This window comes from Sphingobium sp. AP49 (genome assembly GCF_000281715.2).
GTDB lineage: Bacteria > Pseudomonadota > Alphaproteobacteria > Sphingomonadales > Sphingomonadaceae > Sphingobium.
In genome coordinates, this window is sequence record NZ_CP124576.1 from 2274639 (window position 1) to 2298044 (window position 23406).

Genomic DNA, 23406 nt, shown 5'->3' on the forward strand with positions numbered 1-23406 from the left:
ATGGAGCGGATTTTACATCATGGTTGACGGGACTCGTTCGCCGATTGGGTGGGGGAGTGAGTCATGACCATGACGGCCCCCTCCGTGCCATAGGTGCCGCGTAGTTGAACCAATGCCCCTTCGATCCGCAACAATGACCCGTCATTGGTCAGCAGGCGTGCGTCGATGCGCCGGTCGCCTTCACCGCGCAATACCTCTTCCAGTTCCTGGCGAAATACCGGTCGCCGAGGCAGTTCGATGAGGTCGGCCATATAGGCATTGGTCAGTCTCTCGCCTGGCAGGCCGATCATCGAACAGAAGCTGGCATCGGCAAATTCGATGAATCCGCGACTTGATAAACGCACATAACCCACCCCACCATGGACGCTCATCGCCTTGAGAATACATGATTTTACGTCCGCCAAACGATGGCGCTGCATGTCTGAAGTAATGTCGCGCAACAGCAGCGCAATCCCTTCAGCAAAGGGAAAGGCCTCGACATGCAGCCAGCTTTCCGGTCGGAAGGGGGATGGAATATCGGCCGCGCTCGTTTCACCCGATGTCTGGCTGTGGCGGGCGTGCGCCTCCGTCAGCGTACCGGCGAACTCCGGCAGGGCATCCCACAATATTTGCCCTTCCAACTGGCGGTCCCATCGCTTGGCCATCGCCAGCGCCACGGTATTGATGTGATCGATACGGAAATCCGCACGGCATAGGATTAGTCCCTGTGCCATGCGTGCAGCCAATTCCCGCAGGCGATCGGGGCTTTGCGTCTTTTGGTCGGACACGGCGAGATCGCGAAACTGATCCAGGCCCATGAAAATATGGGTCTCACGCCCGTGGTGCGTGATAAGCAGCGGCCTGCGTGCGCCGATTTCTCGCCAGTGCGCGAAATTGCGCACCAGTTCAGCCGCTGTCACGCTCCGTTCGCTTTGGTCGTCCGGCATGGTATTCCCCTCTCCCAGCTTCAGACAGGACGAAAGGTAACATGTCCGAACGCGCGGGCTAGCGAATAATATCCGTCATTTCGGATGAAAAAATCATCAGCCGGCAGAACGGTGCTAGCGTACGAATCCGCGCTGCAATTCCAGCGCGTCCAATATCTTGCCACCGGCCATGAATACCGCACCAGAACAGGCAAGAGCGAGCAATTGCCCGCCCACACCAGGATATTGGTGCATGTAGACAACGCCGCGTTCGGTTGCGCCAAGCGCCAAAGCATAAATAACCAGGAAGGCCTCGAACTTCGTCTTGATCGTGAACAGGCGCTTGATCGTTTCCATGGCGTTCCATCCGGCGTTGCCGCCTAGCTAAGGCAATAAGTCGCCCGAAAGACGCAGATGGTCAACAAGCGTTAACCATGATTGTTCGATCCTGGCGATGAGACGGGTATCGGCAAGGTCATCCGGCGCAATCGCTTCGGGCCAATAGGCCTCCACAATCCTGCCGATTTCATCAAGCTTGGTTTCATCGACGAGGAAACGCGGATCGATATCCTTTGGATCCGCCACCACGCGCAGGCGCAGGCAGGCCGGGCCGCCGCCATTGGCCATGGACTGCCGGACATCGACGGGGTGCAGTTGGCGAATTGGGCCATTGCCAGCGATCATCTGTTCAAGCCAGTTCCAGACGGCCGGCACCGTCCTGGCTTCGCTTGGCAGGATCAACGCCATGGCGCCGTCGGGCAGGGTGACGAGCTGGGCGTTGAAAAGATAGCTTCTGATCGCGTCACTCAGCGACACGGCGCTCGCCGGCACCTCGACGATTTCGACGCCCGGCAACGCATGGCGCAGCGCGGCGTAGAAGGCGTCTTTGTCGGCAAAGGCCTGTTCATGGGTGAACAGCACCCGTTCATTGGCAACCGCAACGACGTCATTGTGAAATGCGCCGGCGGCGATCGCCGCTTCGGATTGTTGTACGAAAAGGGTTCGCGCCGGATCCAGCTCATGGATGCGCGCCACCGCCTTGCTCGCCTCAATATGCTGCCGCGCGGGGAAGGGGCCGCCGGACTGGCCATAAACGAACACTTCCACGCCGGGCAGGTCGTGCCGCTCGGACAGGCGCATATGGTTGGCCGCACCTTCGTCACCGAAAGGGGCGGGGATCGGTGGGTGCACTGCAAAGGCACGCGTATCGGAAAAGGCCAGCCGCAACTGCATCAGGGTTTGCGGCCATTCATGGCTGCGATGGGCCATGGTGACGAGATTGGCGACGGTGAGATGGGTACGTCCATCTGCCGTGTCAGTCGCAGGCGAAACCGTTGCGGCATTGGCCGCCCACATTGAGGATGCCGACATGGCGGCAGCACGGATATGGGGATCGGCATTGGCAATGTCGGTGCCCAGCATCGCCAGCCAACTGCCGTCAGGCCGCCATTGCGGCAGGAATAGCCCCTGTGCCAGGCCCAGGCGGATATTGCCGCGCATCTTCTCTATGCCCTGGAGCGCGGCAGCCCGGGGATGGGAGATCGCCCCTGCATTGCGCGATGAGGCGAGATTGCCCAGGCTCAGACCCGCATAATTGTGGCTCGGGCCGATCAACCCATCGAAATTGATTTCCCTGACCGTCATGCCCGCCCCGCCATGGTGAATATCTGCCCCGGTTCCAGCCGAAGAAGCGCTGCACTGGCCGCATCGAGCGACACTGCGCCATCCGCGCTTTCCAGCACGAAGCCATAAGTGCAGCGATAGTCCGCCAAGCTGCCCGTCGCGACCAGCATCTTGTCGCCGCCACGCTCGTGAATGGCGGTCAGAGTCGTGTCGCGTGCCTGGGCAACGGTCCGCAATTGATCGATTTGGCCGACCATCGTTGGGCCGCCGTCGAAAATATCGACATAGCCCGCATTTGTGAATCCCTCGGTCTCCAGCATTCGCATCGCCGCGCGCCCATTGGGATGGGGCAAGCCAATGACGGCGCGCGCGCTGTCGGTCAGCATCGCGGTGTAGATCGGGGTCTTGGGCATGAGATCGGCGATGAACTGGTTGCCGTTGACGGCATTGAACTCGTCGGCCTCCTGAAAATTCATCCCGAAGAAACGGCCTGCCAGCCCATCCCAGAAGGGAGAACCGCCCGCTTCGTCGATCACTCCGCGCAGTTCGGCGATAACCCGGTCGCCAAACCGATCGCGATGGTTGCGGATATAGAGGTAGCGGCTGCGCGCCAGGAGCAGGCCTAGCCCTTCGGCACGTTCGCGTGGATGCAGGAACAGCCCGCCGACCTCGGTCGATCCTTCCAGGTCGGTGGTCAGAGACAGCATCTGAGCGCGGAAGGTGCGGGCCAGTTCGCGACTATGCTGGGTCAATACACCCAGGCGATAGGAGTAGAAGGGCCAGCTTTGCCCCACCGTGCTGAAAATCTGGCATGTACCACGAACCTGTCCGGTCTGGGCATTTTCCAGCACCAGGACGATCAGATCGTCTCGAACCCCGGCTTCCTCCCGCGCCAGGGCGGCCTCGGTCCGTTCCAGCTTGGCGGCGAGCGACGTGCGATCGGGTGGCAGATTGGTAAAGCCCCCACCGGTCAGTTTGGCCATTTCATATAATGTCTGCAGATCGTCCGCCCGTGCGGTGCGCATGAAGAAACTCAACCGGCCATCCCCTCTATCTATATTGTCCCTGTGCGATCCGGAGCAGCGTCAGCGTGGAAAGTTGGGCACGCTCGGCCAAGCTGTCGGCGATCAAAAATTCGGCGTCGCTGTGGATGTTGCCGCCGCGCACGCCCATCGTGTCGACAACGGGGACGCCACAGGCCGCAATATTATTGCCGTCACAAACGCCGCCGGTATCGCGCCATCCGATCGGCAGCCCCAATTCTGCACCGCAGCGACGGACCAGGCCGAACAATCTTTCGGCCTTGGCATCCATTGGCTTGGGTGGTCGGCCAAATCCACCATGCAGATGAAGATCGACCTCATGGTTCCGCGCCACGTCGGCCATGGCATGCTCTATCAGTGCCTGGGCAGCGCGCTCGTCCGCTGCCGTGCGGGGGCGGAAATTCACCCGTAATATGGCATGATCGGGCACGACATTATTGGGGCTGGCGCCGTCGATCCTGGCGGGGTTGCAGGACAGGCCGGGGCCGCTGCCGGCCTTCAGCCGCAGCGCGAGGTCGGCAGCGGCCAGTAGGGCGTTGCGGCCATCATCGGGATTGCGCCCGGCATGGGCGCTGCGTCCTGTGACGATGATCGAGAAATTGCCGCTGCCCGCCCGCGCGCCTGCCAATGTACCGTCGGGCAGGGCTGGTTCATAGGTGAAAGCGGCCAACTTGCCCGCTGCGACCTGGCGCAACAGGGCGGCCGATGACGGAGACCCCACTTCCTCGTCGCTGTTGATGACGACGTCATAGCCGATCGTCGCCGCTTCCCGCATCGTTTCGATCGCCGTCAGCGCCGCCAGCATGACGGCAAGCCCCCCTTTCATGTCAGCGACCCCTGGGCCGTTCAGCACTCCAGGCTCCAGCCAGCGCAACGCCTGGAAGGGGTGATCGAGCGGGAACACCGTGTCCATGTGCCCGGTAAGCAGCAGACGTATCGGTGCCTGCGGACGAACCGACAGAAAGAGATGGCGCCCCTGTTCGGTCGTCGAAACATGGCCCTCGGGCGTCACGGCCTCGACCGGGGCGGCGTCGATCAGCCGGAGATCGCCCGGCAGAACGGAAAATGCGTCCGCCAGAAGACTGGCCATATGGCTCAGCCCCGTCAAATTCCGCGACCCGCTATTTATCGCCGCCCAGGTCTCCACCTGCGCAAGCATCGGCGCGGCGGCTGCGCATTCCAGCAGGGCCATTTCGGACGGGAGGATGCCGTTCATCCCGGGGGTCTATCAGAGCAGGGTCGCCGGCTCCACCCCGATCAGAAATCGTAGCTGAGCGTTAGCCGACTGAGCGTGTCAAAGTCTCGTGCGGACAGCAAAGTCTCTGATTCATATTGAACCGTGTAGGAGAGACCCGCAGACAAGCGGGTGCTGACTTTGGTCTGCAACGACGTCAATGAGTTGAGCGAGAAAACATCGCTTTCGGCATAGCCGGCCGCTGTTTGTTTAAACGTCACGTTGGGAGTCAGGCGCCAGGCCAGGTCCATCGAGGCACGGGCGCCGAGCTTCGTTTCCCGCTCGCCGATCACATATTTGGCATGTCGCACCGACGGTCCAGCATCGAGTGACAGGTCCAGCGGCTTGCTGACCACCAGCTTGTAACCGATGCCGGCCGAAGCAGTGTAACGTTCGTCATAGCCGATCGAGGGGTCGCGCTCGAATTGGGTCAGGCCATAGGCGAACCCGCGCGGATCGAACTGATAGCGCGGCTCGTAGCTGGCGGTATAGCGCTCGCGGGACGTGATCCCGTTCGCTCGGCGATAATCGACGGTGGCGCTGAGCTTATGGCTCCACTGCAGTCCTTCCCGCTTGACCTGAGCCGCCGCGCTGATGCCGATTTCGCTCGTGGAACCGGTCGATCGAAAGCCGCCTGCTTCAAATTTTCCGGTCCACAATTCGGTGAAACGGGCTTCGCGTATCACCGTGTCGTGGGTCGCCTTCGTCCGCTCTTTCCAACTGTTCACCATCCGCTGAATTTCGTCCGCAGATTGGGGATTGGTCTGCTTTGCGATCTTGGCGACGGTCGCGATTTCGGTCTCGTTGCCGTTGGCTATGGCTGCTTCCATCATCTCGCGAACGGAAGGCGGCAAGAGCGCAGGCGAATTGGCTGCGGCTGGGGCTGCAAGCAGTGCAGGGATGAGGGCGAGGCAGTATCGCATGCCTAGCTTCATAGCGGCCGGACTGAGGATTTTAACCCCCCTTCAGATCAAGTCCCGGAATTCTTGCAGAATATCCCGATAAAGCTTGCGTTTGAAGGGAACGATCAATTCCGGCAGGGAATCCGGGATCGCCCATTTCCACGCGCGAAATTCGGGATGCTTGGTCTGGATGTCGATATCGCTGTCCTGCCCCAGAAAGCGCGCGAGAAACCAATATTGGCGTTGGCCGCGATATTTGCCGCCCCACAGCTTGCCCGCCAGTTCAGGCGGGAGATCATAGAAATGCTCGTCCCGCGCCTTGGCAATGATATCGACATGATCGGGACGAATTCCGGTTTCCTCACCAAGCTCACGCAGCGCCGCCGTCCTGGCGTCTTCGCCTTCGTCAATCCCGCCTTGCGGCATCTGCCAGGCTTCAACCACATTGTCGATGCGCTGGCCGACGAAGACCTTTCCATCCATGTTGACGAGCATGATGCCGACACATGGCCGGTAGCTCAGTTCCGCGTCATTCGGCCTCGAAGCCATATTGTCCCCTGCATCTTCTGGCGTGCGAGCCGACCCCTGGCTGCGCCATAGCCCCATTCCTTTAGGATGTAGAATAAGCGCGCCAGATGCCCGCGTCCATTGAGCGAATCGGGGTTTCGTCGGATTTGCCGGGCGGGTCCGGACGAACCGATGGGAATTTCTTTGGAACCCATGCAATATATGGGCATTGAAGCGCCATGCCTTCCCCCGTCATTGTGTGGTTCCGACAAGATCTGCGGCTTTCCGACCAGGCTGCGCTCGCCGCAGCGGCGCATGCAGGCCCAGTTATTCCCGTTTATGTGCTGGACGACGATGGGCCACGACAATGGGCGATGGGTGGTGCGGCGCGCTGGTGGTTGCACCATAGCCTGCGCAGTCTGGACGAGAGCCTTCGGGCACGGGGATCACGGCTGATCTTGCGCTGTGGTCGCAGTGCGGACGTGCTGGCGCAAGTCGCGGCGGAAACCGGCGCGAAGAGTGTATATGCCCTTACTCATTATGCGCCATGGTGGCGGAACGCGGAAAAGGCCGTGGGGCAGCGCCTTGACCTGTGTTTGCATGATGGAACGCTGCTGCTGCCCGCCGGCGCGGTCCGTACAGGCGGTGGCACGCCCTATCGAATATATACGCCGTTTGCGCGCGCGCTGATGGAGCATATGCCGCCGGCGGTGCCGCAGCCAGTGCCTGCTCAAATACAGGCCCCGTTGCGCTGGCCCCGCAGCGACGCGCTGGATGACTGGCCCCTGCTGCCGCGCAGCCCGGATTGGGCCAGCGCCTTCCATGCCGATTGGACGCCCGGGGAAAAAGGCGCGGAGGCGCATCTGTCCGCGTTCATGGACGAGCTTGATGAATATCCGGACGCGCGCAACCTGCCTTCGCGGGAGGGGACGTCGCGGCTCTCGCCGCATCTTCATTTTGGAGAAATCTCGCCAGCCCAAGTCTGGCATCAGGCCGCCAACGCGCAGGGAGATGCCATGATCTTCCTCAGAGAGCTGATATGGCGGGATTATGCGCATAACCAGATCTGGACGATGCCAACCTATGGATCGGAAAATGCCCAGCCCGCTTTTGATGGCATGGGCTGGCGCGATCTAGAGGCGGCAAAGGGCGATTTCTATGCCTGGAAACGAGGGCGGACCGGCTATCCGATTGTCGATGCCGGGATGCGTCAGCTTTGGCAGACGGGCTGGATGCACAATCGGGTTCGGATGATCGCCGCCAGCTTCCTCATAAAACATTTGTTGATTGACTGGCGCCACGGTGCGCGATGGTTCTGGGACACGCTGGTTGATGCGGACTACGCCAATAACAGCGTGAACTGGCAGTGGGTGGCCGGCAGTGGCGTCGATGCCAATCTCTTTACCCGGATCATGGCACCGCTCAGCCAGTCGGAGAAATTCGACGCCGCTCAATATATTCGCCAATGGGTGCCGGAACTTGCGCAACTGGACGATCATATGATCCATGATCCTGATGCCCATGCTGCCCGGCCGGCGGATTATCCCGCAAAATGTATCGGGCACCGCGAGGGACGGGAACGGGCGCTTGCCGCGTATCGTGCGATGAAGGCATGATTGCAGCATAGCTTGCCATCGGGCAAATAGTCTTCTGATGAACGCAATCGACCCTCGTCGCGGAAAGTCCGCGCTTTCGATCCGGCGGCCGCCCGCTGAGCGGAAGACCGGTTTTGTCGCTCGCCTGATGGCGCCTTTCTTCCATCGCCTGCTGGATCGAATCGACCTGGGACTGGAATGGGGCACGCTCGAAGCGACCTTGCCGGATGGTACGCGGCGCCTGCTAGGGGGGCGTGCTCCAGGACCTGATTGCACTGTGGCCCTGATCCGGTGGCGTGCGCTCGTCCGTCTCGGGACGGGTGGGTCGGCTGGATGGTATCGTGCATGGGCCGCGGGTGAATGGACTAGCCCCGATCTTGTGTCGCTGTTTGCGTTGTTCATGAAGAATGCGGTGCCGCTCGGCAAGGTCGCACGGGCGCGGGGGCCGGTGCGATGGGGGGCAAGGCTGTTTCACTGGCTACGTCGTAACAGTCGCACCGGATCGCGCCGGAATATTGCGTTCCATTATGACCTTGGCAATGACTTCTATGCGCTGTGGCTCGATCAGAACATGCATTATTCCAGTGCATTGTTCTTGGATCCTGCAAACCGGATCGAGGGACTGGAGCGCGCGCAGCGCCGGAAGGTCGATGCGATACTGGATCGGCTCGACCTGCGTGATGGTCAGTCGCTGCTGGAAATTGGTTGCGGGTGGGGCGGACTGGCCGAGCAGGCAATGGAACGTTGTGCGCTGGTCTATGACGGGCTGACCCTCTCAGTCGAACAGGCTGATTATGCGCGCGATCGACTAGGATCGGGGGCGCGGGTGTTGCTGACGGACTATCGCGACGCTGATGGTCAGTATGACGCGATCGTCAGTGTGGAGATGGTGGAGGCCGTCGGGCAGCAATATTGGCCCGACTATCTGGCAGCGATCGCGCGCCTCCTCAAACCGGGCGGACGCGCCGTCATTCAATATATCCTGATCGACGATGCCATTTTCGAAAGCTACGCCCGCAACGCTGATTTTATCCAGACTTACATCTTTCCTGGCGGCATGTTGCTGTCCGAAAGCCGGTTTCATATGTTGGCCGAACGCGCAGGATTGGAATGGAATGACGTGCGGCACTTCGGCCTTCATTATGCGGAAACACTGCGGCGCTGGCGCGACCGGTTCGATCGCTGTATCGAGGAAGGGCGTCTTCCTGCCGGCTTCGACCAGCATTTCGTCGCCCTGTGGCGCTATTATCTGATGTATTGCGAGGGTGGTTTTCGGGGTGGAACGATCAATGTGGCGCAGGTGACGCTGGTCAAACAGCCCTGATCAGGGCGCGACGCGCATATGGTAGCCATTGGGCTGATCGCTCAGCGCCAGTTCGACGATGGCGGCGCCTACGACAGACGGCGCCTTGAGCGACGCAGGGTCTTCACCCGGGAACGCCCGGGCGCGCATGGCAGTGCGGGTGGCCCCCGGGTCGACGATATGGGTCCGAATAGCGGATATGTTCTTCATTTCCTCACCATAGGCGCCGATCAGGATCTCCAGCGCGGCCTTGGAAGCGCCATAGGCACCCCAATAGGCGCGTGGGGCAGTTCCAACGGATGAGGTCAGCGCTATCACCCGGGCGTCCTGGCTCGCGCGCAGCATGGGATCGAAGGCGGCGATCAAGGCTTGGGGCGCCGCGATGTTGAGGGTCATGAGACGCGCAAATTCCTTGGCGTCGATCGCCGGCACCGACGCGAGCGAGCCCAATGTCGCGGCATTGAGTACCAGAATGTCGAGGGCGTTCCAGCGGCCCGAAATGGCCTGCGCCAGCCGGCCGATGCTGTCGCCATCGACCAGGTCGAGCGGTGCGATCGTGGCGCTGCCACCGGCAGCATGGATCCGCTCCTCCACCTCTTCCAGGCCACCCGAAGTGCGTGCGGTCAGCACGACATGCGCCCCAGCGGCGGCCAATGCCTCGGCCGATGCTGCGCCGATGCCCCGGCTGGCGCCGGTCACAAGCGCGAGTTTTCCGAACAAGGGCAGATCAGACATGGGCTCTCCGTTCGCCCCGCCTTGTGGCACGGAGCCGCTTTTTGGGGAAATAGGGAGGGGATGGCGGGATCAGGTGACCCCGCCGATCAGGTCTCAGACGACTCGCTCTGCGAGCAGCTCGAACTGGTTTTCTACGACGGCATCATCCTGGTCGGTGAGCGTGGTCGGATAATCGCCGGTGAAGCAGGCGTCACAATATTGCGGACGGATGTCCGCCCGCTTGGCTTCGCCCAATGCCTTGTAAAGGCCATCGATCGAGATGAACGACAGGCTGTCCGCATGGATGAAGTCCTGCATGCCGCCAACGTCCAGGCGGTGCGCGAGGAGCTTGGTCCGTTCCGGCGTGTCGACGCCGTAGAAGCAGCTATGCTTGGTCGGCGGACTGGCAATGCGCATATGCACTTCTGCTGCACCGGCTTCGCGCATCATCTGGACGATCTTGAGGCTGGTTGTGCCACGCACGATCGAATCGTCGATGAGCACGATGCGCTTGCCCTGGATCAGGGCACGATTGGCATTATGCTTGAGCTTCACGCCAAGGTGCCGAACCTTGTCGCCTGGCTGGATGAAGGTGCGCCCGATATAGTGCGACCGGATGATGCCAAGCTCGAAAGGGATGCCCGACTGCTGGGCATAACCGATTGCCGCAGGTACGCCGCTGTCGGGTACCGGGATTACATAATCGGCGTCGACCGGATTTTCGATCGCCAACTGGGCGCCGATCGCCTTGCGGACCGAATAGACGCTGGAGCCGTCGACGATCGAGTCGGGACGGCTGAAATAGACATGCTCGAAAATGCAGGGGCGGGGGTGCACGTCGCCAAAAGGACGGATCGAGCGTGTGTCGCCGTCATTGGTGACGATCACCAGTTCGCCCGGGTCGATCGAACGGACATAGTCCGCGCCGACGACATCGAGGGCGACGGTTTCCGATGCGAAAATGGTCGATTCGCCGAGCTTGCCCATCACCAGGGGGCGAATGCCCAACGGATCGCGGCAAGCGATCATGCCTTCGGGGGTCATCACGATCAGCGAATAGGCGCCTTCGACCTGCTTGAGCGCGTCGATGAACTTGTCGAGCAGTGTTCGATAATTTGAAGTCGCAACCAGATGGATGATGACTTCGGTGTCGGAGGTAGACTGGAAGATCGACCCGCGGCGGATCAGTTCACGCCGCAATTTCATCGCGTTGGAGATATTGCCGTTATGGGCCACCGCAAAGCCGCCTGAACTCAGCTCCGCATAGAGCGGCTGCACGTTGCGCAGCGACGTCTCACCCGTGGTTGAATAACGGACATGGCCGCATGCCCAACTGCCAGGCAGAGCGCGAATCACTTCGTCGCGATCGAAATTGCCCGCAACATGGCCCATCGCCCGATGCGTATGGAAATCATGGCCATCCCAGCTGGTGATGCCGGCGGCCTCCTGGCCGCGATGCTGGAGCGCGTGAAGCCCGAGGGCCACCATGGCGGATGCGGTTTCTGCGCCCGAGACGCCGAAAATGCCGCATTCTTCGCGCAACTTGTCGTCGTCGAAAGGGTTTGTCGTGATCATGGGTGTGAGCGGGTCCATAGCCGTTCCTGTCGTCCCGAAGGACGTCGTCGGCGCGCATATAGTGCCTCCCGGTCCGTTTGTCGCCTGCTTGTAACAAAAAACCCTGTCAATCGTGGCAACGCTGGGTTTTCGTGCGTTGCAATGGGCGCAACGGCCCACTGGCGCTCGCCTCCGGCTATCGCTAAGAAACCTTCACTCATGCACCGTTTTGCCAATCCTGCCCGCTTCCTAAAGATCGCCCGTCCATTGACGGGATGGCTGTTCTGGCCGGGGCTGCTGTTGCTGCTCGTGGGGGCGTCCTGTGGTTTGTTCGTGACCCCGCCCGACTATCTGCAGGGCGAGACGGTGCGAATCCTTTACATCCATGTTCCCGCCGCCTGGCTCGGCATGGCAGGTTGGAGCGGCATCGCCGTGGCTGCGCTGATGCAGTTGGTCTGGCGGCATCCGTTGGCCAGCGTGGCGGGCCGAGCGATGGCTGCACCCGGTGCGCTCTTCACGGCGATCTGCTTGATGACCGGATCGATCTGGGGGCGCCCGACATGGGGCACCTGGTGGGAGTGGGACGGCCGCATGACGTCGATGCTGATCCTCTTCTTTCTTTATCTGGGCTATATGGCACTGGCGAATGCCTCCAGCCGGCAGGGTCAGGGCGGGGTCAGCTCCGTCACGGCAATCTTTGGCCTGGTTGGCGCGATCAACATTCCGATCATCAACCGGTCGGTGGTCTGGTGGAACAGCCTGCACCAGGGGCCGAGCATCACCATGCGGGGATCAAGCATCGACGGTTCGATGTTGTGGCCGCTGGGCCTTACCATGTTTGGTTTTACCTTGCTGTTCGTGGCGATAGTGCTGATGCGGATGCGCGCCATATTGGCGCGGAATAAGATAGAGGCGCGGATGCAGCGCCTCGCGAGAGGATAGCAGGGAATGAACCAGTGGGCTTTCGTGATCGCTGCCTATGCGGTGACGGCGATAGGTACGGTGGCGGTCTGCCTCGCCAGTTGGCGGGCAATGCGTGTCGCTGAGGCGCGGGCCGAGCGGTTGTCTGGTCAGCCATGAAGGCGAAGCATCAGCGGCTGATCCTGGTGCTGGTTGCGCTAGTCGGCTTGGTGGGGGCAGGCCTGCTCGCTGCGGCTGCGTTGAAGGATGAAGCGGCCTATTTCTATGCGCCGAGCGACGTCAAGAGCAGGGGCGTGGACACTGGCAAGGCGATTCGCCTGGGGGGCATGGTCGTCAAGGGCAGTTTGAAACATGCCGCCGATGGCGTCACGATGCGTTTCGATGTGACCGATGGCAAAGCGACGGTGCCCGCGCGTTTCACGGGCATCGCACCTGACCTGTTCAAGGAAGGCAGCGGCGTCGTGGCCGAGGGAGCGTTCGATTCTGAAGGCGTTTTCGTCGCCACCAACCTTCTGGCCAAGCATGATGAGCGCTACATGCCACGCGAACTGGATGGCATGACCTATAATGAAACCACGCACGAGATGAAGGCAACGCCATGACCGGCATGCGCGATGATGGAGCCCTGGTCGGATGATTGCCGAAGCCGGGTTGGCCGCCTTGTGGTTCGCGGCTGCGCTGGCGTTGCTCCAGCTGTTTCTCGTTGGTGTCGGATCGGCGGGCGGCAAGAGCGAATTGCTTGATGCCGTGAGGCCCGTTGCGGTGGGGCAGGGCCTGCTGGCGAGTCTCGCCTTCGTCCTGCTGGTGACATTGTTCCTGCGGTCGGACATGTCCGTGCTGCTGGTCGCCAGCAACAGCCATTCCATGAAGCCCTGGCTCTACAAATTTGCGGGCACCTGGGGCAATCATGAAGGATCGATGCTGTTGTGGGTGACGGTGATGGGCGTCGCCGGCGCGGCGGTGGCGCTATTCGAGCGTGCGTTGCGGCGTGACGCGCATATGGCGACGCTCGGCGCCCAGGCGGCGATCAGCCTCGGATTTTACGCCTTCCTGCTTTTTTCCTCGAACCCGTTTGCACGGATTGCATCGCCGCCGACCGACGGGCAGGGGCTCAACCCTCTGTTGCAGGACCCGGGCCTCGCCTTCCATCCGCCGACGCTCTATCTTGGCTATGTCGGATTGTCGGTGGCCTTCTCCTTTGCCGTGGGGGCGCTGCTGACGCGCCAGGTCGATGCGGCCTTCGCGCGCGCCATGCGCCCTTGGGTTCTGGGCGCGTGGGTGCTGCTGACGTTGGGTATCACGGCTGGCAGCTATTGGGCCTATTATGAATTGGGCTGGGGCGGCTGGTGGTTTTGGGACCCGGTCGAAAATGCGTCGCTGATGCCATGGCTGGCGGCGACTGCGTTGCTGCACAGCGTGACCGTGCTCGCGACACGTGATGCGTTGCGCGCCTGGACGGTCATGCTGGCGGTCATCGCCTTCTCTATGTCGATGGTCGGAACCTTTCTGGTGCGGTCGGGCATCCTGACCAGCGTTCACGCATTTGCGGTCGACCCGGAACGGGGCAGCTTCATCCTGGGATTGCTGGCACTTTACATCGGCGGTGCGCTGGCGCTGTTCGGATGGCGGATCGGCACCGTGCGCGAAGGCGCACCGTTCGAGCTGGTTAGCCGGGAAACGATGCTGGTGGTCAACAACCTCCTGTTGTCGGTCATTCTTGGGCTTGTGTTGATAGGGACGCTCTATCCCCTGATGACGGAGGCGTTTGGCCACAAAGTATCCGTCGGGGCGCCCTATTTCGACCGGATAGCCGGCCCGATCGCGCTGCTGTTGCTGATCGCCATGGCGGCCGGCCCCTTGACCCGCTGGCGACGCGACCAGGCAAGGGTCGTGGCCCAGCGGATGCTTGTCCCCGCCATTGTCGCCGCGATCGTGGCGGCGCTGCTGGGGGCGCTGGCGTGGGGGCGCATCGGCCTGCTGCCCTATTTCGGCCTCGTCATTGCATTGGCTGTTGGCTTTGGATCGCTTGCGCCGTTGTGGAAGCGCAAGCTTCGGCGGACGCCGCTCTTCACCTATGGGATGGTGATCGCCCACCTGGGCTGCGCGGTCAGTGTGGCAGGCATGGCATGCGATTCGGCCTTCACGGTAGAGAAGCTGGTCGCGGTGCGTCCCGGCGATCGGATCGAGACGGCAGGTTGGACCCTGTATTTCCAACGAATCATGCCGATCGCCGGCGATAATTGGACTGCGTTGCAGGCTGATATCGCGGTCAACCGGGGCGGCGATGCCGTTATGATCCATCCACAATCCCGTTTCTTTACCGCGCCGCCAACGTCGACGACAGAAGCTGCCTTGCTAACCCGCTGGAATGGCCAGCTCTATGTTGTGCTGGGGCAGGAGGCGGATGATGGCCGATGGCAGATGCGGATTTGGTGGAAGCCGTTCGTGACGCTCATTTGGCTGGGTGGTGCGTTGATTGCCCTGGGTGGCCTCCTGTCGCTGATCGGGCACGAACGGCGGGGATGGCTGCATAGATGGCGTGCGAGGTCGGCGGCATGAGGAAATGGCTCATCTGGCTGCCGCTGTTCCTGTTTCTTGGCTTTTTCGGATTGTTCGCCAGCGGACTGTTCAAGCCCGATGATCGCGTCATCGCTTCCAAGCTGATCGGTCAATCGCTTCCTGCCTTCACATTGCCGGCGGCGGCGAGTGATCGACCGGCGCTGGCGAGCGCCCAACTTGCGACTGGCGCCCCCCGTCTGCTCAACATCTTTGCCAGCTGGTGCGTGCCCTGTGCCGCCGAAGCACCGCAATTGATGGCATTGAAGAACGCTGGCGTCGAAATCGACGCCATCGCGATCCGGGATGCGCGCCCCGACGTCGACGCATTCCTCGCACGCAACGGCAACCCCTATAGCCGCATCGGCCTAGATGCACGCAGCGGCGTGCAGATAGCGCTCGGTTCATCCGGCGTGCCGGAAACCTTTGTGATCGATGGCCGCGGGCGGATAGCCTATCAGCATATCGGCGACATTCGCTCGGACGATGTGCCAATGCTGCTGCATCGCCTGAAGGAGGCGCAATGAGGCTGTACCTCTCTTTTCTTCTGCTGTTGCTCGCCGGACCTGTCCATTCACAGACCGCGCTGCCACCCGCGCCCTATGCGGATCGGCAGTTGGATGACCCGGCACTGGAGCGCAAGGCGAAGGCGCTGATGGAAACAATCCGTTGTCTCACCTGCCAGAGCCAATCGATCGCAGATTCCAACGCCAGTATGGCCGGGGACATGCGCTCACAGATACGCGAGCGGATCATGGCAGGCGAGGAGCCTGAACATATCCGTACCTGGCTTATCCAGCGCTATGGCGACTGGGTCAGTTATGCGCCGACGGCGGCGCCGATATTGTGGCCGCTATGGGCGGCGCCGATAGCGCTGCTGGGCATGGGCCTGCTGCTGCTGCGGGGCCGGATCAAGCGGCGGAGGCGGTCATGAGCGGCTGGATCATTGCTTTTGGCATCGGAGCCTTAGCCTTTCTGCTCCTGCTGTTTGTGGGGCGGATGCCACGGTCCGCGCGTGAAATTGTCGCTGCGGCACTGTTGCTTGGCTTGGCGGGTTATGCTTGGCAGGGCCATCCAGGATTGCCCGGTGCTCCACGCAAGCTTGCGGATGGCGGGGCAGTACAGTTTGACGAGAAACTTGCCGAGCAACGACGCGGTCTGGCCGAACGCTATGGCCCCGCAGGCCAGTGGCTCATCATGTCCGATTCCTATGGTCGCAGGGGGCTGACGAAAGAGGCGGCCAATATCCTGCTGTCCGGCCTGAAGCAGACACCCGATGATCCCAATCTCTGGCTCGGCCTTGGCAATGCACTGGTCGCGCATGCCGATGGGGTCGTGTCGCCATCGGCCGATTACGCCTATCGTCAGGCATTGCGCCTTGATCCGGCAGGGCCGGCGCCGCGCTATTTCTATGGCCTGGCGCTCGCGCGCGCAGGCCAGTTGCAGGCCGCACGCGATCTTTGGCTACCGCTGGCGCGCAGTGCACCGGCAGGGAGCCAGGTCAAGGCGGAACTGGAAGCGAACATCGGACGTATCGATGCCATGCTGGCGGCGGGTGGCCCTGCGCAATGATGCGCTGCAGCACCCGCATTGCGTGGACTCCACACCCATGGTAGGGCGCGGCGGTTTGCGGGACTTAACGTTCTAATGAGGATCACCCTGCAGGGTCGCGACATGGCAATGATCATTGACCGTTTCCTTCATGACTGACGAAGCCGCAGCCCGATCCACGGCGCTGGACGGCGATGAGCAGCATGAGCACGGCCATGCGCGCCAGAAAGCCACGCTGAAGCTGGTTGTGGGCGCCATCGGCATCGTCTTCGGTGATATCGGCACCAGCCCGCTTTACGCATTCCGCGAGACCTTTGCGGGCCACCACCATCTGGATCTGGACCCCGACCATATCCTGGGCGTCATCAGCCTGATGTTCTGGTCGATGATGCTGGTGGTGACGCTGAAATATGTCAGCATCATCATGCGTGCGGACAATAAGGGCGAAGGCGGTAGCCTTGCCCTGCTGGCGCTGATCAATGGGCAGACGAAGACGCAGCGCTGGTCGCGCGGCATCGTCCTGCTGGGCGTTTTTGCGACCGCCCTCTTCTATGGCGACTCGATGATCACGCCAGCGGTGTCGGTGCTATCGGCGGTCGAAGGCCTGGCGGTCTATAATGCAAATCTCGCACCGGCGATCCTGCCCGTCGCGGTACTCATCCTGCTGGGGCTGTTCTGGATCCAGGGGCTGGGCACGAACAAGGTCGCGACGCTGTTCGGTCCGATCATGTTGCTTTATTTCGTGACCATCGCGACGCTTGGCATTCTGAGCATCATCAAGACGCCGGGCATCCTCTATGCCTTCAATCCCTATTGGGCGGTCATGTTCTTCGTCACAGACCCATTGCCAGCCTTCCTGGCGCTGGGATCGGTCGTACTGGCGGTGACGGGAGCCGAGGCGCTGTACGCGGACATGGGCCATTTCGGTCGCAGTCCGATCCGCGTGTCCTGGCTGGTCTTCGTCCTCCCCGCGCTGATGCTCAACTATATGGGGCAGGGTGCCCTGTTGTTCCGCGAAGGCGCCGCTGCGCTGCACAGCCCCTTCTACAACCTCGCGCCGCAATGGATGCAGTTGCCCTTGATCGGTCTTGCAACGCTGGCGGCGATCATTGCGTCGCAGGCGGTGATATCCGGGGCCTTCTCGGTCACGCAGCAGGCGATCCAGCTGGGGTTCATGCCGCGTCTTCGGATCGAACATACCAGCGCGTCGACGGCCGGGCAGATCTACATTCCCCTCATCAATTGGGGTCTGATGATCATGGTCATCCTGCTGGTACTGGTGTTCCAGACATCGTCCAACCTGACCGCCGCATACGGCATTGCGGTGACCGGCGCGATGTTCATCGACAATGTGCTGCTTACCGTCGTCCTCTATCGGCTTTGGCACTGGAAATGGTATTTTGCCGCGCCGCTGCTTCTGGTCTTCTATGTCGTGGATGGGGCCTATCTGGCGGCGAACCTGACCAAGGTGCCCGATGGCGGTTGGTTCCCCTTGCTGATCGGCTTCATCATCTTCACCCTGCTGACCACCTGGTCGCGGGGCCGCCGCCTGGTGCAGGATCGGTTGCGCGAAGCGGCGATGCCCATTCCCGTCTTTGTCGCATCGGCCGCCAACAGCGCGGTGCGGGTACCCGGCACCGCCGTCTTCATGACGTCGACGCCCGATGGGGTGCCCCATGCACTGTTGCACAACCTGAAGCACAACAAGGTGCTGCACGAGCGGGTCATCCTGCTGACGGTCAAGATCAAGGACGTGCCGGTGGTCGAGGATGACGGCCGCTGCAAGCTGGAGGATCTTGGCCGGGGGTTCTTCCGCCTTGTCCTGCAATATGGCTTCATGCAGGAGCCGGACGTTCCCGCCGCGCTCAAGAATGTCACAGGCTGTGGGCAGGCCTTCAAGATGATGGATACGAGCTTCTTCCTCGCGCGCCAGACCTTGTTGCCCTCGGCCAAGCCGGGGATGCCGTTGTGGCGGGAAAAAATCTTCGCCTGGATGCTGCGCAACGCGGAAAGCGCGATGGAATTTTTCCGTCTACCGACAAATCGTGTGGTCGAACTGGGTAGCCAAGTCGAGATCTGACTGGGAAGATCATTTCATATATCAAAGTTCACACCGTTCAGAGCGGAACGATGGGCTGTGATTGTTTCCAAATGAGCATAAAAAAGGGCGCGGCCCAATGGCCACGCCCTCGTTCAACTGCGCGGCAAGATTAGGCGGCGTCGCGATCCGCGTTGATGTCGACCAATTGGCCGCCGTTGACGGCGATCTTCTTGGGCTTCATCGCTTCGGGTATTTCGCGCACCAGCTCAATCACCAGCAGGCCGTCGGCCAGGTCCGCCTTTTCGACGCGGACGAAATCGGCCAGCTCGAAACGGCGCTCGAAGCTGCGGTTGGCAATGCCGACATGCAGGAACTTGGTCCGATCGGCGGCGGTGGATTCCTCCTTGCGGCCGACCACCTGGAGCAGGTTCTGCTGGGCGGTGATGTCGATTTCATCGGGACGGAAGCCCGCGACGGCCAAGGTCACGCGATAGCGGTCGTCGGATAGGCGCTCGATGTTGAAGGGAGGGTAATTGTCCCCCTGTTGCAGGCGTGCATTATTTTCGATCAGGTCGAACAGACGATCGAAACCAACGGTCGAGCGGCGATAGGGGGTCAGGTCGAAACCTCGCATGGTCATAATCTCCAAAAGAGCAAAATGATCGCGCCGGACCCGATCCGTCGGCATCCGGCAATGGCATTGCCCGGCCCCTGATGGCGACCGGACATGGTTGATATGGTTGGGTTCTTTCGGCTTTCAAGGCCCGACCAAGCAATGGCGCGATCCGCGCGGCGGCTCGTCAAGCCAAGATCGGCCCAAGATTGTTGGCCAAAGGACAAAATATCGCGAAGCATTCAGAGATACGCAGAAAAGTCTCGCGCACGACATGCCGCAATGACCCAAAGAAAAAGTGCCCGAACCGCTTTCGCGATCCGGGCACTTAATGGACGATTGCTCGTCTCCCCCTTGGCCTGCCTCTACCGACTTCTCAGCCCCCTAAGCTCGAAGTGGGAAGCAGTATCCCTGAACCACGGCCTTTTGCCTGTGCTTCGAGTGCCTTGCTATGACCGGCGCAGGCCCCTGTCACGGGCTAAATCCGACTGCTGTGATTTTCTGTGACGCCCTGTGTCCCGAGTGCAACATTCCTGCAATGCTTGCCGTCATGACACAGCCTGCTAGACCGGCCGGATCATTCCAAGAAGGGCCGTTCGCGCCACCATGATTCTATCCCGCTACGAACGCATGATCGCCAAGCGCTATTTGCTGCCAGGCAAGGGGGAGGGGTTCATCTTCCTCGTCGCCGGCATCAGCCTGGCCGCCGTCATGCTTGGAGTCGCTGCCCTCATTATCGTGATGAGCGTCATGAACGGTTTCCGCGCGGAACTGTTCGACAAGATTGTTGGCCTTAATGGCCATGCCGTGGTTCAGGGCTATGGCGGGCGACTGCCCGACTGGCGGGATGTGCTGAAGGACGCGAAGGCTACAGCTGGCGTAACCAGCGCAACCCCGCTGATCGAGCAGCCCCTGCTTGCTGTCTTTCAGGGACGGGTCGAAGGCGTGCTGGTTCGCGGTATGACCGTGCCTGACATTCGCAACAACAAGACGCTGAAGGGCAAGGTGGTTGCCGGCGATCTCAACGCCCTGACCGCCAATGGCGGGAAGGTGGGCATTGGCGTCCGGCTGGCGGAAAATCTGGGTATCCAGGTAGGCGACAGCATCACGATCATGAACCCGGCCGGTCGGGCAACCCCGTTCGGTACCATGCCGCGCCAGATATCCTATCAGGTTGCCGCCATCTTCGAGGTCGGCGTCTATGATTATGACAAGGCGTTCGTCGTCATGCCGATCGAGGATGCGCAGACGCTGTTGCTGCTGGGCGATGTCGTCAGCATGATCGAAGTCGAGACGGTCAATGCCGACAAGGTCGGACCGATTTTGGAGCCGCTGGCCGCCAAGGTGGCGGGGCGGGCCGTCGTCCAGGACTGGCGGCAGATGAATGCGAGCCTGTTCGAGGCGCTGGCGGTCGAGCGGGTGGCGATGTTCGTCGTGCTCTCGATCATCGTGCTGGTCGCCGTATTCAACATCCTGTCTTCGCTGATCATGCTGGTGCGTGCCAAGACGCGCGACATCGCGATCCTGCGAACCATGGGGGCAAGTCGCGGGGGCCTAGTCAAGATTTTCATGACCGTGGGCGTTACCATCGGCACGCTGGGCATGGTGGCGGGCATGGTGTTGGGCTTCACCTTCCTCTTCTTCCGCCAGAGCATGGTGAATGCGATCCAGTTCGTGACAGGGCAGAATTTGTGGGATCCGTCGATCCGGTTCCTAACCGAATTGCCGTCCAAGCCCGATCCGGTCGAAATTGCGATCATCTGCATCATGGCGCTGGTCTTCAGCTTCCTTGCCACCCTCTATCCGGCCTTCAAGGCCGCCAACACCGATCCAGTCCAGGTACTGCGCTATGAATGATGTCCTCAAGGTCACTGGCCTGTCCCGTAGCTTCACCCAGGGCGGAGTCACGATCGACGTGCTGCGCGGCGTCGACCTGACCGTCGGGCCGGGCGAAATCGTCGCGCTGCTCGGGCCGTCGGGATCGGGAAAATCGACCATGCTGCAGGCCGTCGGCTTGCTGGAGGGGGGATTTGACGGGTCGATCCGGATCGCCGGCGAGGAGGCGGCGAAGCTCGACAATGATGGGCGTACCCGCCTGCGCCGCGATGCGCTGGGCTTTGTTTACCAGTTCCACCACCTATTGCCCGATTTCAACGCCACCGAGAATGTCGTGCTACCGCAGGTGATCCGCGATGCGACCATGGCGGCGGCGCGGACCCGGGCGGAATCGCTGCTGACCGCGTTGGGGCTCGGCCATCGGCTGGACCATCGGCCAAGCCAGTTGTCGGGCGGCGAGCAGCAGCGCGTCGCGGTGGCCCGTGCCCTGGCCAATCGCCCGGCGCTGGTGCTGGCCGACGAGCCGACCGGCAATCTGGACGAGCGCACCGCCGACGTCGTCCTCGCCGAATTCCTCCGTCTCGTGCGGGGGGAAGGATCCGCAGCCCTGGTCGCCACCCATAATGAACGGCTGGCGCAGAAGATGGACCGCGTCGTCCGCCTGCACGAAGGCCGGCTGGAAGAGGCGTCAGCCCGGTAGCAAGCCTTCGCGCGCGGTCGCGACGATGATTTGGTCGCGCCCCTCGCTCTTGGCGCGCAGCAGCGCGGCGTCGGCGGTGGTGACCATGCGGATGGCGGCGCCATGATCGGGCCAGGCTGCGAGACCGAAGGACGCGGTGATCGGTCCCAACTCCTGGCCGCGATGATCGACCCGCAGGTCGCGGATGCGCTGCTGGATCTGAGCCGAGCGGGTCAATGCCTGTTCCAGCGTGAACCCCGGCATCAGCAGGACGAATTCCTCACCGCCCAGGCGGAAGGCGAAACCCTGTTCGCGCAAAGAGTCGCCCAGCACGGCACCGACCGCCCGCAGCACCGCGTCGCCGGCATCATGGCCATGATTGTCATTGAACCGCTTGAAATGGTCGATGTCGACCATCAGGCAGGAGAGCGGGGCGTGGTTGCGTTCCGCCTCGTCCACCAGCGCCTCGAACATCGCGTCGAAATGGCGGCGGTTGGGCAGGCCGGTCAGTGCGTCGGCCATCGCCATTTCGCGCAGCGCGTCGCGCAGGCGCAGGTTGGCGAGGGCGAGGCCGATATTTTCGGCCAGCATTTCCAGATATTTTTCAGCCCGGTCGAGATGCTCGGCATCCATCGCCTTGGTCTGCTCGAAATAGAGCAGGCCAATGCTCTCGCCCTGGGCGGCGAGCGGGATGCAGATCGTCGGGATCGCGGTCTCGCCTTCCAGATGTTCGCAGGCGATGTCGACCATTTCACCGCGTGGCTTGTGTACCTGGCCGCGGCGTAGTGCCCAGCAGGCCGAGGCCGGGAAGTCACTGCGTGACTGTCTGGGGGAAAGCCAGTCGCACGCCTGCAGCATCATGTTGCGCCGGATATCGTGGATATAGAGGCGGCCGGGGAAGTCGGGCGTGATCTCCGGCGTGAAGCGGCGAACAACCTCGACCAGGTCGGTGGTGTTGTCGCACCCCTGCAATCGCTGGGTCATGCGGGACAACAGGTCCCGCATGGTGCGGTCGACATCGCGCTCCTGCTCCAGGCGCTGTCGCTCCAGGCCATTTTCGCGAAAGATGCGGATCGCCTGGGCCATATCGCCGATCTCGTCCACCTGCGGGAAATCGGGCGGGACTGCCGCGAAATCCTGCGCGGCAAGACGGGTGACGACATCGCTTAGACGCACGACGGGATGCAGGATGCGCTGTTTCAGCACGAAATAGAGTACGCACAGGAACAGCAGGGCGGTGACGCCCAGCATGACTTCCGACATGGTCCGCCACTGGCGCGCCGTATCGGTTGCGCTCTGCACCGCCGTGTCGGTGCGATGGTCCAGCATATATTGGAAACGACCGACCTGAGCGGCAACCCGGTCCAACTCGCGGCCATATTCGTCGCCGAACAAGATGGTGCGGGCTGTCTTGTCGTCGCCCGCCTGCGCCGCCTTGATTGCGACATCCTGTTCGTCGGCCAGGGCATCGGACCATTGGAGGGCCTGGCGCAGCGCGTTCAGCTCATTCTCGTTGGCGCCCGCATCCTTGAGATGGCGGATGCGATCCTCGACCGAACGCAGGGCTTCCTGTTCGCGACGATAGACCACCAGATGGCTGGGGTCGCCGGAAATGACATAGCCGCGCGCCTGTTCGGTCAGGCGATAGACATCCTCCTCCAGCGTGGCGGTGAGCTGATCGAAATTGGCGCGCTGGGCGACGGCGGCGCGCTCGCGCTGCTCGGCCCCCGATGCGAACAGCATCGTCGTGCCGGACGCCAGGGTGAGCAGGACGGTGGCCCCATAGGCCCAGTTGGTGATCGTGGATAAACGCATGATGGCGCCTAACC

The 23406-nt window shown here is 61.8% G+C and carries 23 protein-coding genes; 12 read left to right on the forward strand and 11 right to left on the reverse strand.

The annotated features are described in order from the left end of the window. Positions 1–17: 17 nt before the first annotated feature. The 7 genes from PMI04_RS11050 to PMI04_RS11080 form a co-directional block, all read right to left on the reverse strand. Complete coding sequence (locus tag PMI04_RS11050; protein WP_238535905.1) at positions 18–881, reverse strand: PAS domain-containing protein; 864 nt, start codon at positions 879–881, stop codon at positions 18–20. A 159-nt stretch (positions 882–1040) separates the two neighbouring features. Further along, entirely contained in the window at positions 1041–1262 is a 222-nt protein-coding gene (locus PMI04_RS11055; RefSeq protein ID WP_007709353.1) for a hypothetical protein, read from the reverse strand. Between the two features lie 27 nt (positions 1263–1289). Further along, positions 1290–2549 (reverse strand): N-succinylarginine dihydrolase, encoded by a 1260-nt coding sequence (locus PMI04_RS11060; protein ID WP_007709359.1) that lies wholly within the window; start codon positions 2547–2549, stop codon positions 1290–1292. Then, positions 2546–3565: an arginine N-succinyltransferase gene (locus PMI04_RS11065; protein WP_037486306.1), complete on the reverse strand. Its 1020-nt coding sequence runs from the start codon at positions 3563–3565 to the stop codon at positions 2546–2548. Before PMI04_RS11065 ends, PMI04_RS11060 begins: the two co-directional genes overlap by 4 nt. A gap of 13 nt (positions 3566–3578) precedes the next feature. Further along, a complete protein-coding gene (locus PMI04_RS11070) occupies positions 3579–4787 on the reverse strand; it encodes a hydrolase (protein WP_007709361.1) in 1209 nt (402 codons plus the stop codon). Between the two features lie 41 nt (positions 4788–4828). After that, on the reverse strand, positions 4829–5728 hold the full coding sequence (locus tag PMI04_RS11075) for a DUF481 domain-containing protein (RefSeq protein WP_037486334.1): 900 nt from the start codon (positions 5726–5728) through the stop codon (positions 4829–4831). A 42-nt stretch (positions 5729–5770) separates the two neighbouring features. Further along, positions 5771–6256 carry an RNA pyrophosphohydrolase gene (locus PMI04_RS11080; protein ID WP_007709363.1) on the reverse strand — a complete coding sequence of 162 codons (486 nt, stop codon included), beginning with the start codon at positions 6254–6256 and terminating at the stop codon, positions 5771–5773. A gap of 197 nt (positions 6257–6453) precedes the next feature. Between PMI04_RS11080 and PMI04_RS11085 the strand changes: the two genes are divergently transcribed. Continuing rightward, complete coding sequence (locus PMI04_RS11085; protein ID WP_007709364.1) at positions 6454–7830, forward strand: deoxyribodipyrimidine photo-lyase; 1377 nt, start codon at positions 6454–6456, stop codon at positions 7828–7830. A gap of 37 nt (positions 7831–7867) precedes the next feature. Beyond that, on the forward strand, positions 7868–9133 hold the full coding sequence (locus PMI04_RS11090; RefSeq protein WP_037486309.1) for a cyclopropane-fatty-acyl-phospholipid synthase family protein: 1266 nt from the start codon (positions 7868–7870) through the stop codon (positions 9131–9133). Here the strand turns inward: PMI04_RS11090 and PMI04_RS11095 are convergent, their stop codons facing one another. Both PMI04_RS11095 and purF read right to left on the reverse strand, forming a co-directional pair. Beyond that, complete coding sequence (locus PMI04_RS11095; RefSeq protein ID WP_007709368.1) at positions 9134–9847, reverse strand: SDR family NAD(P)-dependent oxidoreductase; 714 nt, start codon at positions 9845–9847, stop codon at positions 9134–9136. A gap of 93 nt (positions 9848–9940) precedes the next feature. Then, a complete protein-coding gene (gene purF, locus PMI04_RS11100; RefSeq protein ID WP_238535907.1) occupies positions 9941–11401 on the reverse strand; it encodes an amidophosphoribosyltransferase in 1461 nt (486 codons plus the stop codon). Positions 11402–11599: 198 nt separating this feature from the next. On the opposite strand from purF, the gene ccmC reads away from it, so the two are divergent. From ccmC to PMI04_RS11140, 8 genes are all read left to right on the forward strand, one after another. Then, positions 11600–12322 (forward strand): heme ABC transporter permease CcmC, encoded by a 723-nt coding sequence (gene ccmC, locus PMI04_RS11105; RefSeq protein ID WP_007709372.1) that lies wholly within the window; start codon positions 11600–11602, stop codon positions 12320–12322. Positions 12323–12328: 6 nt separating this feature from the next. Continuing rightward, positions 12329–12460: a hypothetical protein gene (locus PMI04_RS11110; protein WP_007709374.1), complete on the forward strand. Its 132-nt coding sequence runs from the start codon at positions 12329–12331 to the stop codon at positions 12458–12460. Then, positions 12457–12903, forward strand: coding sequence for a cytochrome c maturation protein CcmE (ccmE, locus tag PMI04_RS11115; RefSeq protein WP_007709376.1), 447 nt, complete (start codon positions 12457–12459; stop codon positions 12901–12903). Before PMI04_RS11110 ends, ccmE begins: the two co-directional genes overlap by 4 nt. Before the next feature lie 31 nt (positions 12904–12934). Next, positions 12935–14860, forward strand: a complete 1926-nt coding sequence (locus PMI04_RS11120) for a heme lyase CcmF/NrfE family subunit (protein WP_007709378.1) — start codon at positions 12935–12937, stop codon at positions 14858–14860. Beyond that, complete coding sequence (locus PMI04_RS11125; RefSeq protein WP_007709380.1) at positions 14857–15384, forward strand: redoxin family protein; 528 nt, start codon at positions 14857–14859, stop codon at positions 15382–15384. The genes PMI04_RS11120 and PMI04_RS11125 overlap by 4 nt, the downstream gene beginning before the upstream one ends. Continuing rightward, positions 15381–15791, forward strand: coding sequence for a cytochrome c-type biogenesis protein (locus PMI04_RS11130; RefSeq protein WP_007709381.1), 411 nt, complete (start codon positions 15381–15383; stop codon positions 15789–15791). Before PMI04_RS11125 ends, PMI04_RS11130 begins: the two co-directional genes overlap by 4 nt. Further along, a complete protein-coding gene (locus PMI04_RS11135) occupies positions 15788–16429 on the forward strand; it encodes a hypothetical protein (protein ID WP_007709382.1) in 642 nt (213 codons plus the stop codon). Before PMI04_RS11130 ends, PMI04_RS11135 begins: the two co-directional genes overlap by 4 nt. A 130-nt stretch (positions 16430–16559) precedes the next feature. Beyond that, the gene (locus tag PMI04_RS11140; RefSeq protein WP_007709383.1) at positions 16560–18488 is read left to right on the forward strand and encodes a potassium transporter Kup; all 1929 of its coding nucleotides are present in this window, start codon (positions 16560–16562) and stop codon (positions 18486–18488) included. Positions 18489–18618: 130 nt separating this feature from the next. Here the strand turns inward: PMI04_RS11140 and PMI04_RS11145 are convergent, their stop codons facing one another. Continuing rightward, complete coding sequence (locus tag PMI04_RS11145; protein WP_193378300.1) at positions 18619–19089, reverse strand: Hsp20 family protein; 471 nt, start codon at positions 19087–19089, stop codon at positions 18619–18621. 579 nt (positions 19090–19668) lie between these two features. Here PMI04_RS11145 and PMI04_RS11150 point away from each other — a divergent pair. Together PMI04_RS11150 and PMI04_RS11155 are read left to right on the forward strand one after the other, a co-directional pair. Continuing rightward, positions 19669–20919: a lipoprotein-releasing ABC transporter permease subunit gene (locus PMI04_RS11150; RefSeq protein WP_007709386.1), complete on the forward strand. Its 1251-nt coding sequence runs from the start codon at positions 19669–19671 to the stop codon at positions 20917–20919. Next, positions 20912–21598, forward strand: coding sequence for an ABC transporter ATP-binding protein (locus tag PMI04_RS11155; RefSeq protein WP_007709388.1), 687 nt, complete (start codon positions 20912–20914; stop codon positions 21596–21598). The genes PMI04_RS11150 and PMI04_RS11155 overlap by 8 nt, the downstream gene beginning before the upstream one ends. Here PMI04_RS11155 and PMI04_RS11160 read toward each other — a convergent pair. After that, entirely contained in the window at positions 21587–23392 is a 1806-nt protein-coding gene (locus PMI04_RS11160) for a diguanylate cyclase (RefSeq protein ID WP_007709390.1), read from the reverse strand. The genes PMI04_RS11155 and PMI04_RS11160 overlap by 12 nt on opposite strands. Positions 23393–23406 lie beyond the last annotated feature (14 nt).

What these genes read in the sequence shown, in the direction of transcription:
- PMI04_RS11055 (WP_007709353.1), bottom strand. Translation starts at nt 1,262, where the DNA reads ATGGAAACGATCAAGCGCCTGTTCACGATCAAGACGAAGTTCGAGGCC.
- PMI04_RS11060 (WP_007709359.1), bottom strand. Translation starts at nt 2,549, where the DNA reads ATGACGGTCAGGGAAATCAATTTCGATGGGTTGATCGGCCCGAGCCAC.
- PMI04_RS11070 (WP_007709361.1), bottom strand. Translation starts at nt 4,787, where the DNA reads ATGAACGGCATCCTCCCGTCCGAAATGGCCCTGCTGGAATGCGCAGCC.
- PMI04_RS11075 (WP_037486334.1), bottom strand. Translation starts at nt 5,728, where the DNA reads ATGCGATACTGCCTCGCCCTCATCCCTGCACTGCTTGCAGCCCCAGCC.
- PMI04_RS11080 (WP_007709363.1), bottom strand. Translation starts at nt 6,256, where the DNA reads ATGGCTTCGAGGCCGAATGACGCGGAACTGAGCTACCGGCCATGTGTC.
- PMI04_RS11085 (WP_007709364.1), top strand. Translation starts at nt 6,454, where the DNA reads ATGCCTTCCCCCGTCATTGTGTGGTTCCGACAAGATCTGCGGCTTTCC.
- PMI04_RS11090 (WP_037486309.1), top strand. Translation starts at nt 7,868, where the DNA reads ATGAACGCAATCGACCCTCGTCGCGGAAAGTCCGCGCTTTCGATCCGG.
- PMI04_RS11095 (WP_007709368.1), bottom strand. Translation starts at nt 9,847, where the DNA reads ATGTCTGATCTGCCCTTGTTCGGAAAACTCGCGCTTGTGACCGGCGCC.
- purF (WP_238535907.1), bottom strand. Translation starts at nt 11,401, where the DNA reads ATGATCACGACAAACCCTTTCGACGACGACAAGTTGCGCGAAGAATGC.
- ccmC (WP_007709372.1), top strand. Translation starts at nt 11,600, where the DNA reads ATGCACCGTTTTGCCAATCCTGCCCGCTTCCTAAAGATCGCCCGTCCA.
- PMI04_RS11110 (WP_007709374.1), top strand. Translation starts at nt 12,329, where the DNA reads ATGAACCAGTGGGCTTTCGTGATCGCTGCCTATGCGGTGACGGCGATA.
- ccmE (WP_007709376.1), top strand. Translation starts at nt 12,457, where the DNA reads ATGAAGGCGAAGCATCAGCGGCTGATCCTGGTGCTGGTTGCGCTAGTC.
- PMI04_RS11120 (WP_007709378.1), top strand. Translation starts at nt 12,935, where the DNA reads ATGATTGCCGAAGCCGGGTTGGCCGCCTTGTGGTTCGCGGCTGCGCTG.
- PMI04_RS11125 (WP_007709380.1), top strand. Translation starts at nt 14,857, where the DNA reads ATGAGGAAATGGCTCATCTGGCTGCCGCTGTTCCTGTTTCTTGGCTTT.
- PMI04_RS11130 (WP_007709381.1), top strand. Translation starts at nt 15,381, where the DNA reads ATGAGGCTGTACCTCTCTTTTCTTCTGCTGTTGCTCGCCGGACCTGTC.
- PMI04_RS11135 (WP_007709382.1), top strand. Translation starts at nt 15,788, where the DNA reads ATGAGCGGCTGGATCATTGCTTTTGGCATCGGAGCCTTAGCCTTTCTG.
- PMI04_RS11140 (WP_007709383.1), top strand. Translation starts at nt 16,560, where the DNA reads ATGACTGACGAAGCCGCAGCCCGATCCACGGCGCTGGACGGCGATGAG.
- PMI04_RS11145 (WP_193378300.1), bottom strand. Translation starts at nt 19,089, where the DNA reads ATGACCATGCGAGGTTTCGACCTGACCCCCTATCGCCGCTCGACCGTT.
- PMI04_RS11150 (WP_007709386.1), top strand. Translation starts at nt 19,669, where the DNA reads ATGATTCTATCCCGCTACGAACGCATGATCGCCAAGCGCTATTTGCTG.
- PMI04_RS11155 (WP_007709388.1), top strand. Translation starts at nt 20,912, where the DNA reads ATGAATGATGTCCTCAAGGTCACTGGCCTGTCCCGTAGCTTCACCCAG.
- PMI04_RS11160 (WP_007709390.1), bottom strand. Translation starts at nt 23,392, where the DNA reads ATGCGTTTATCCACGATCACCAACTGGGCCTATGGGGCCACCGTCCTG.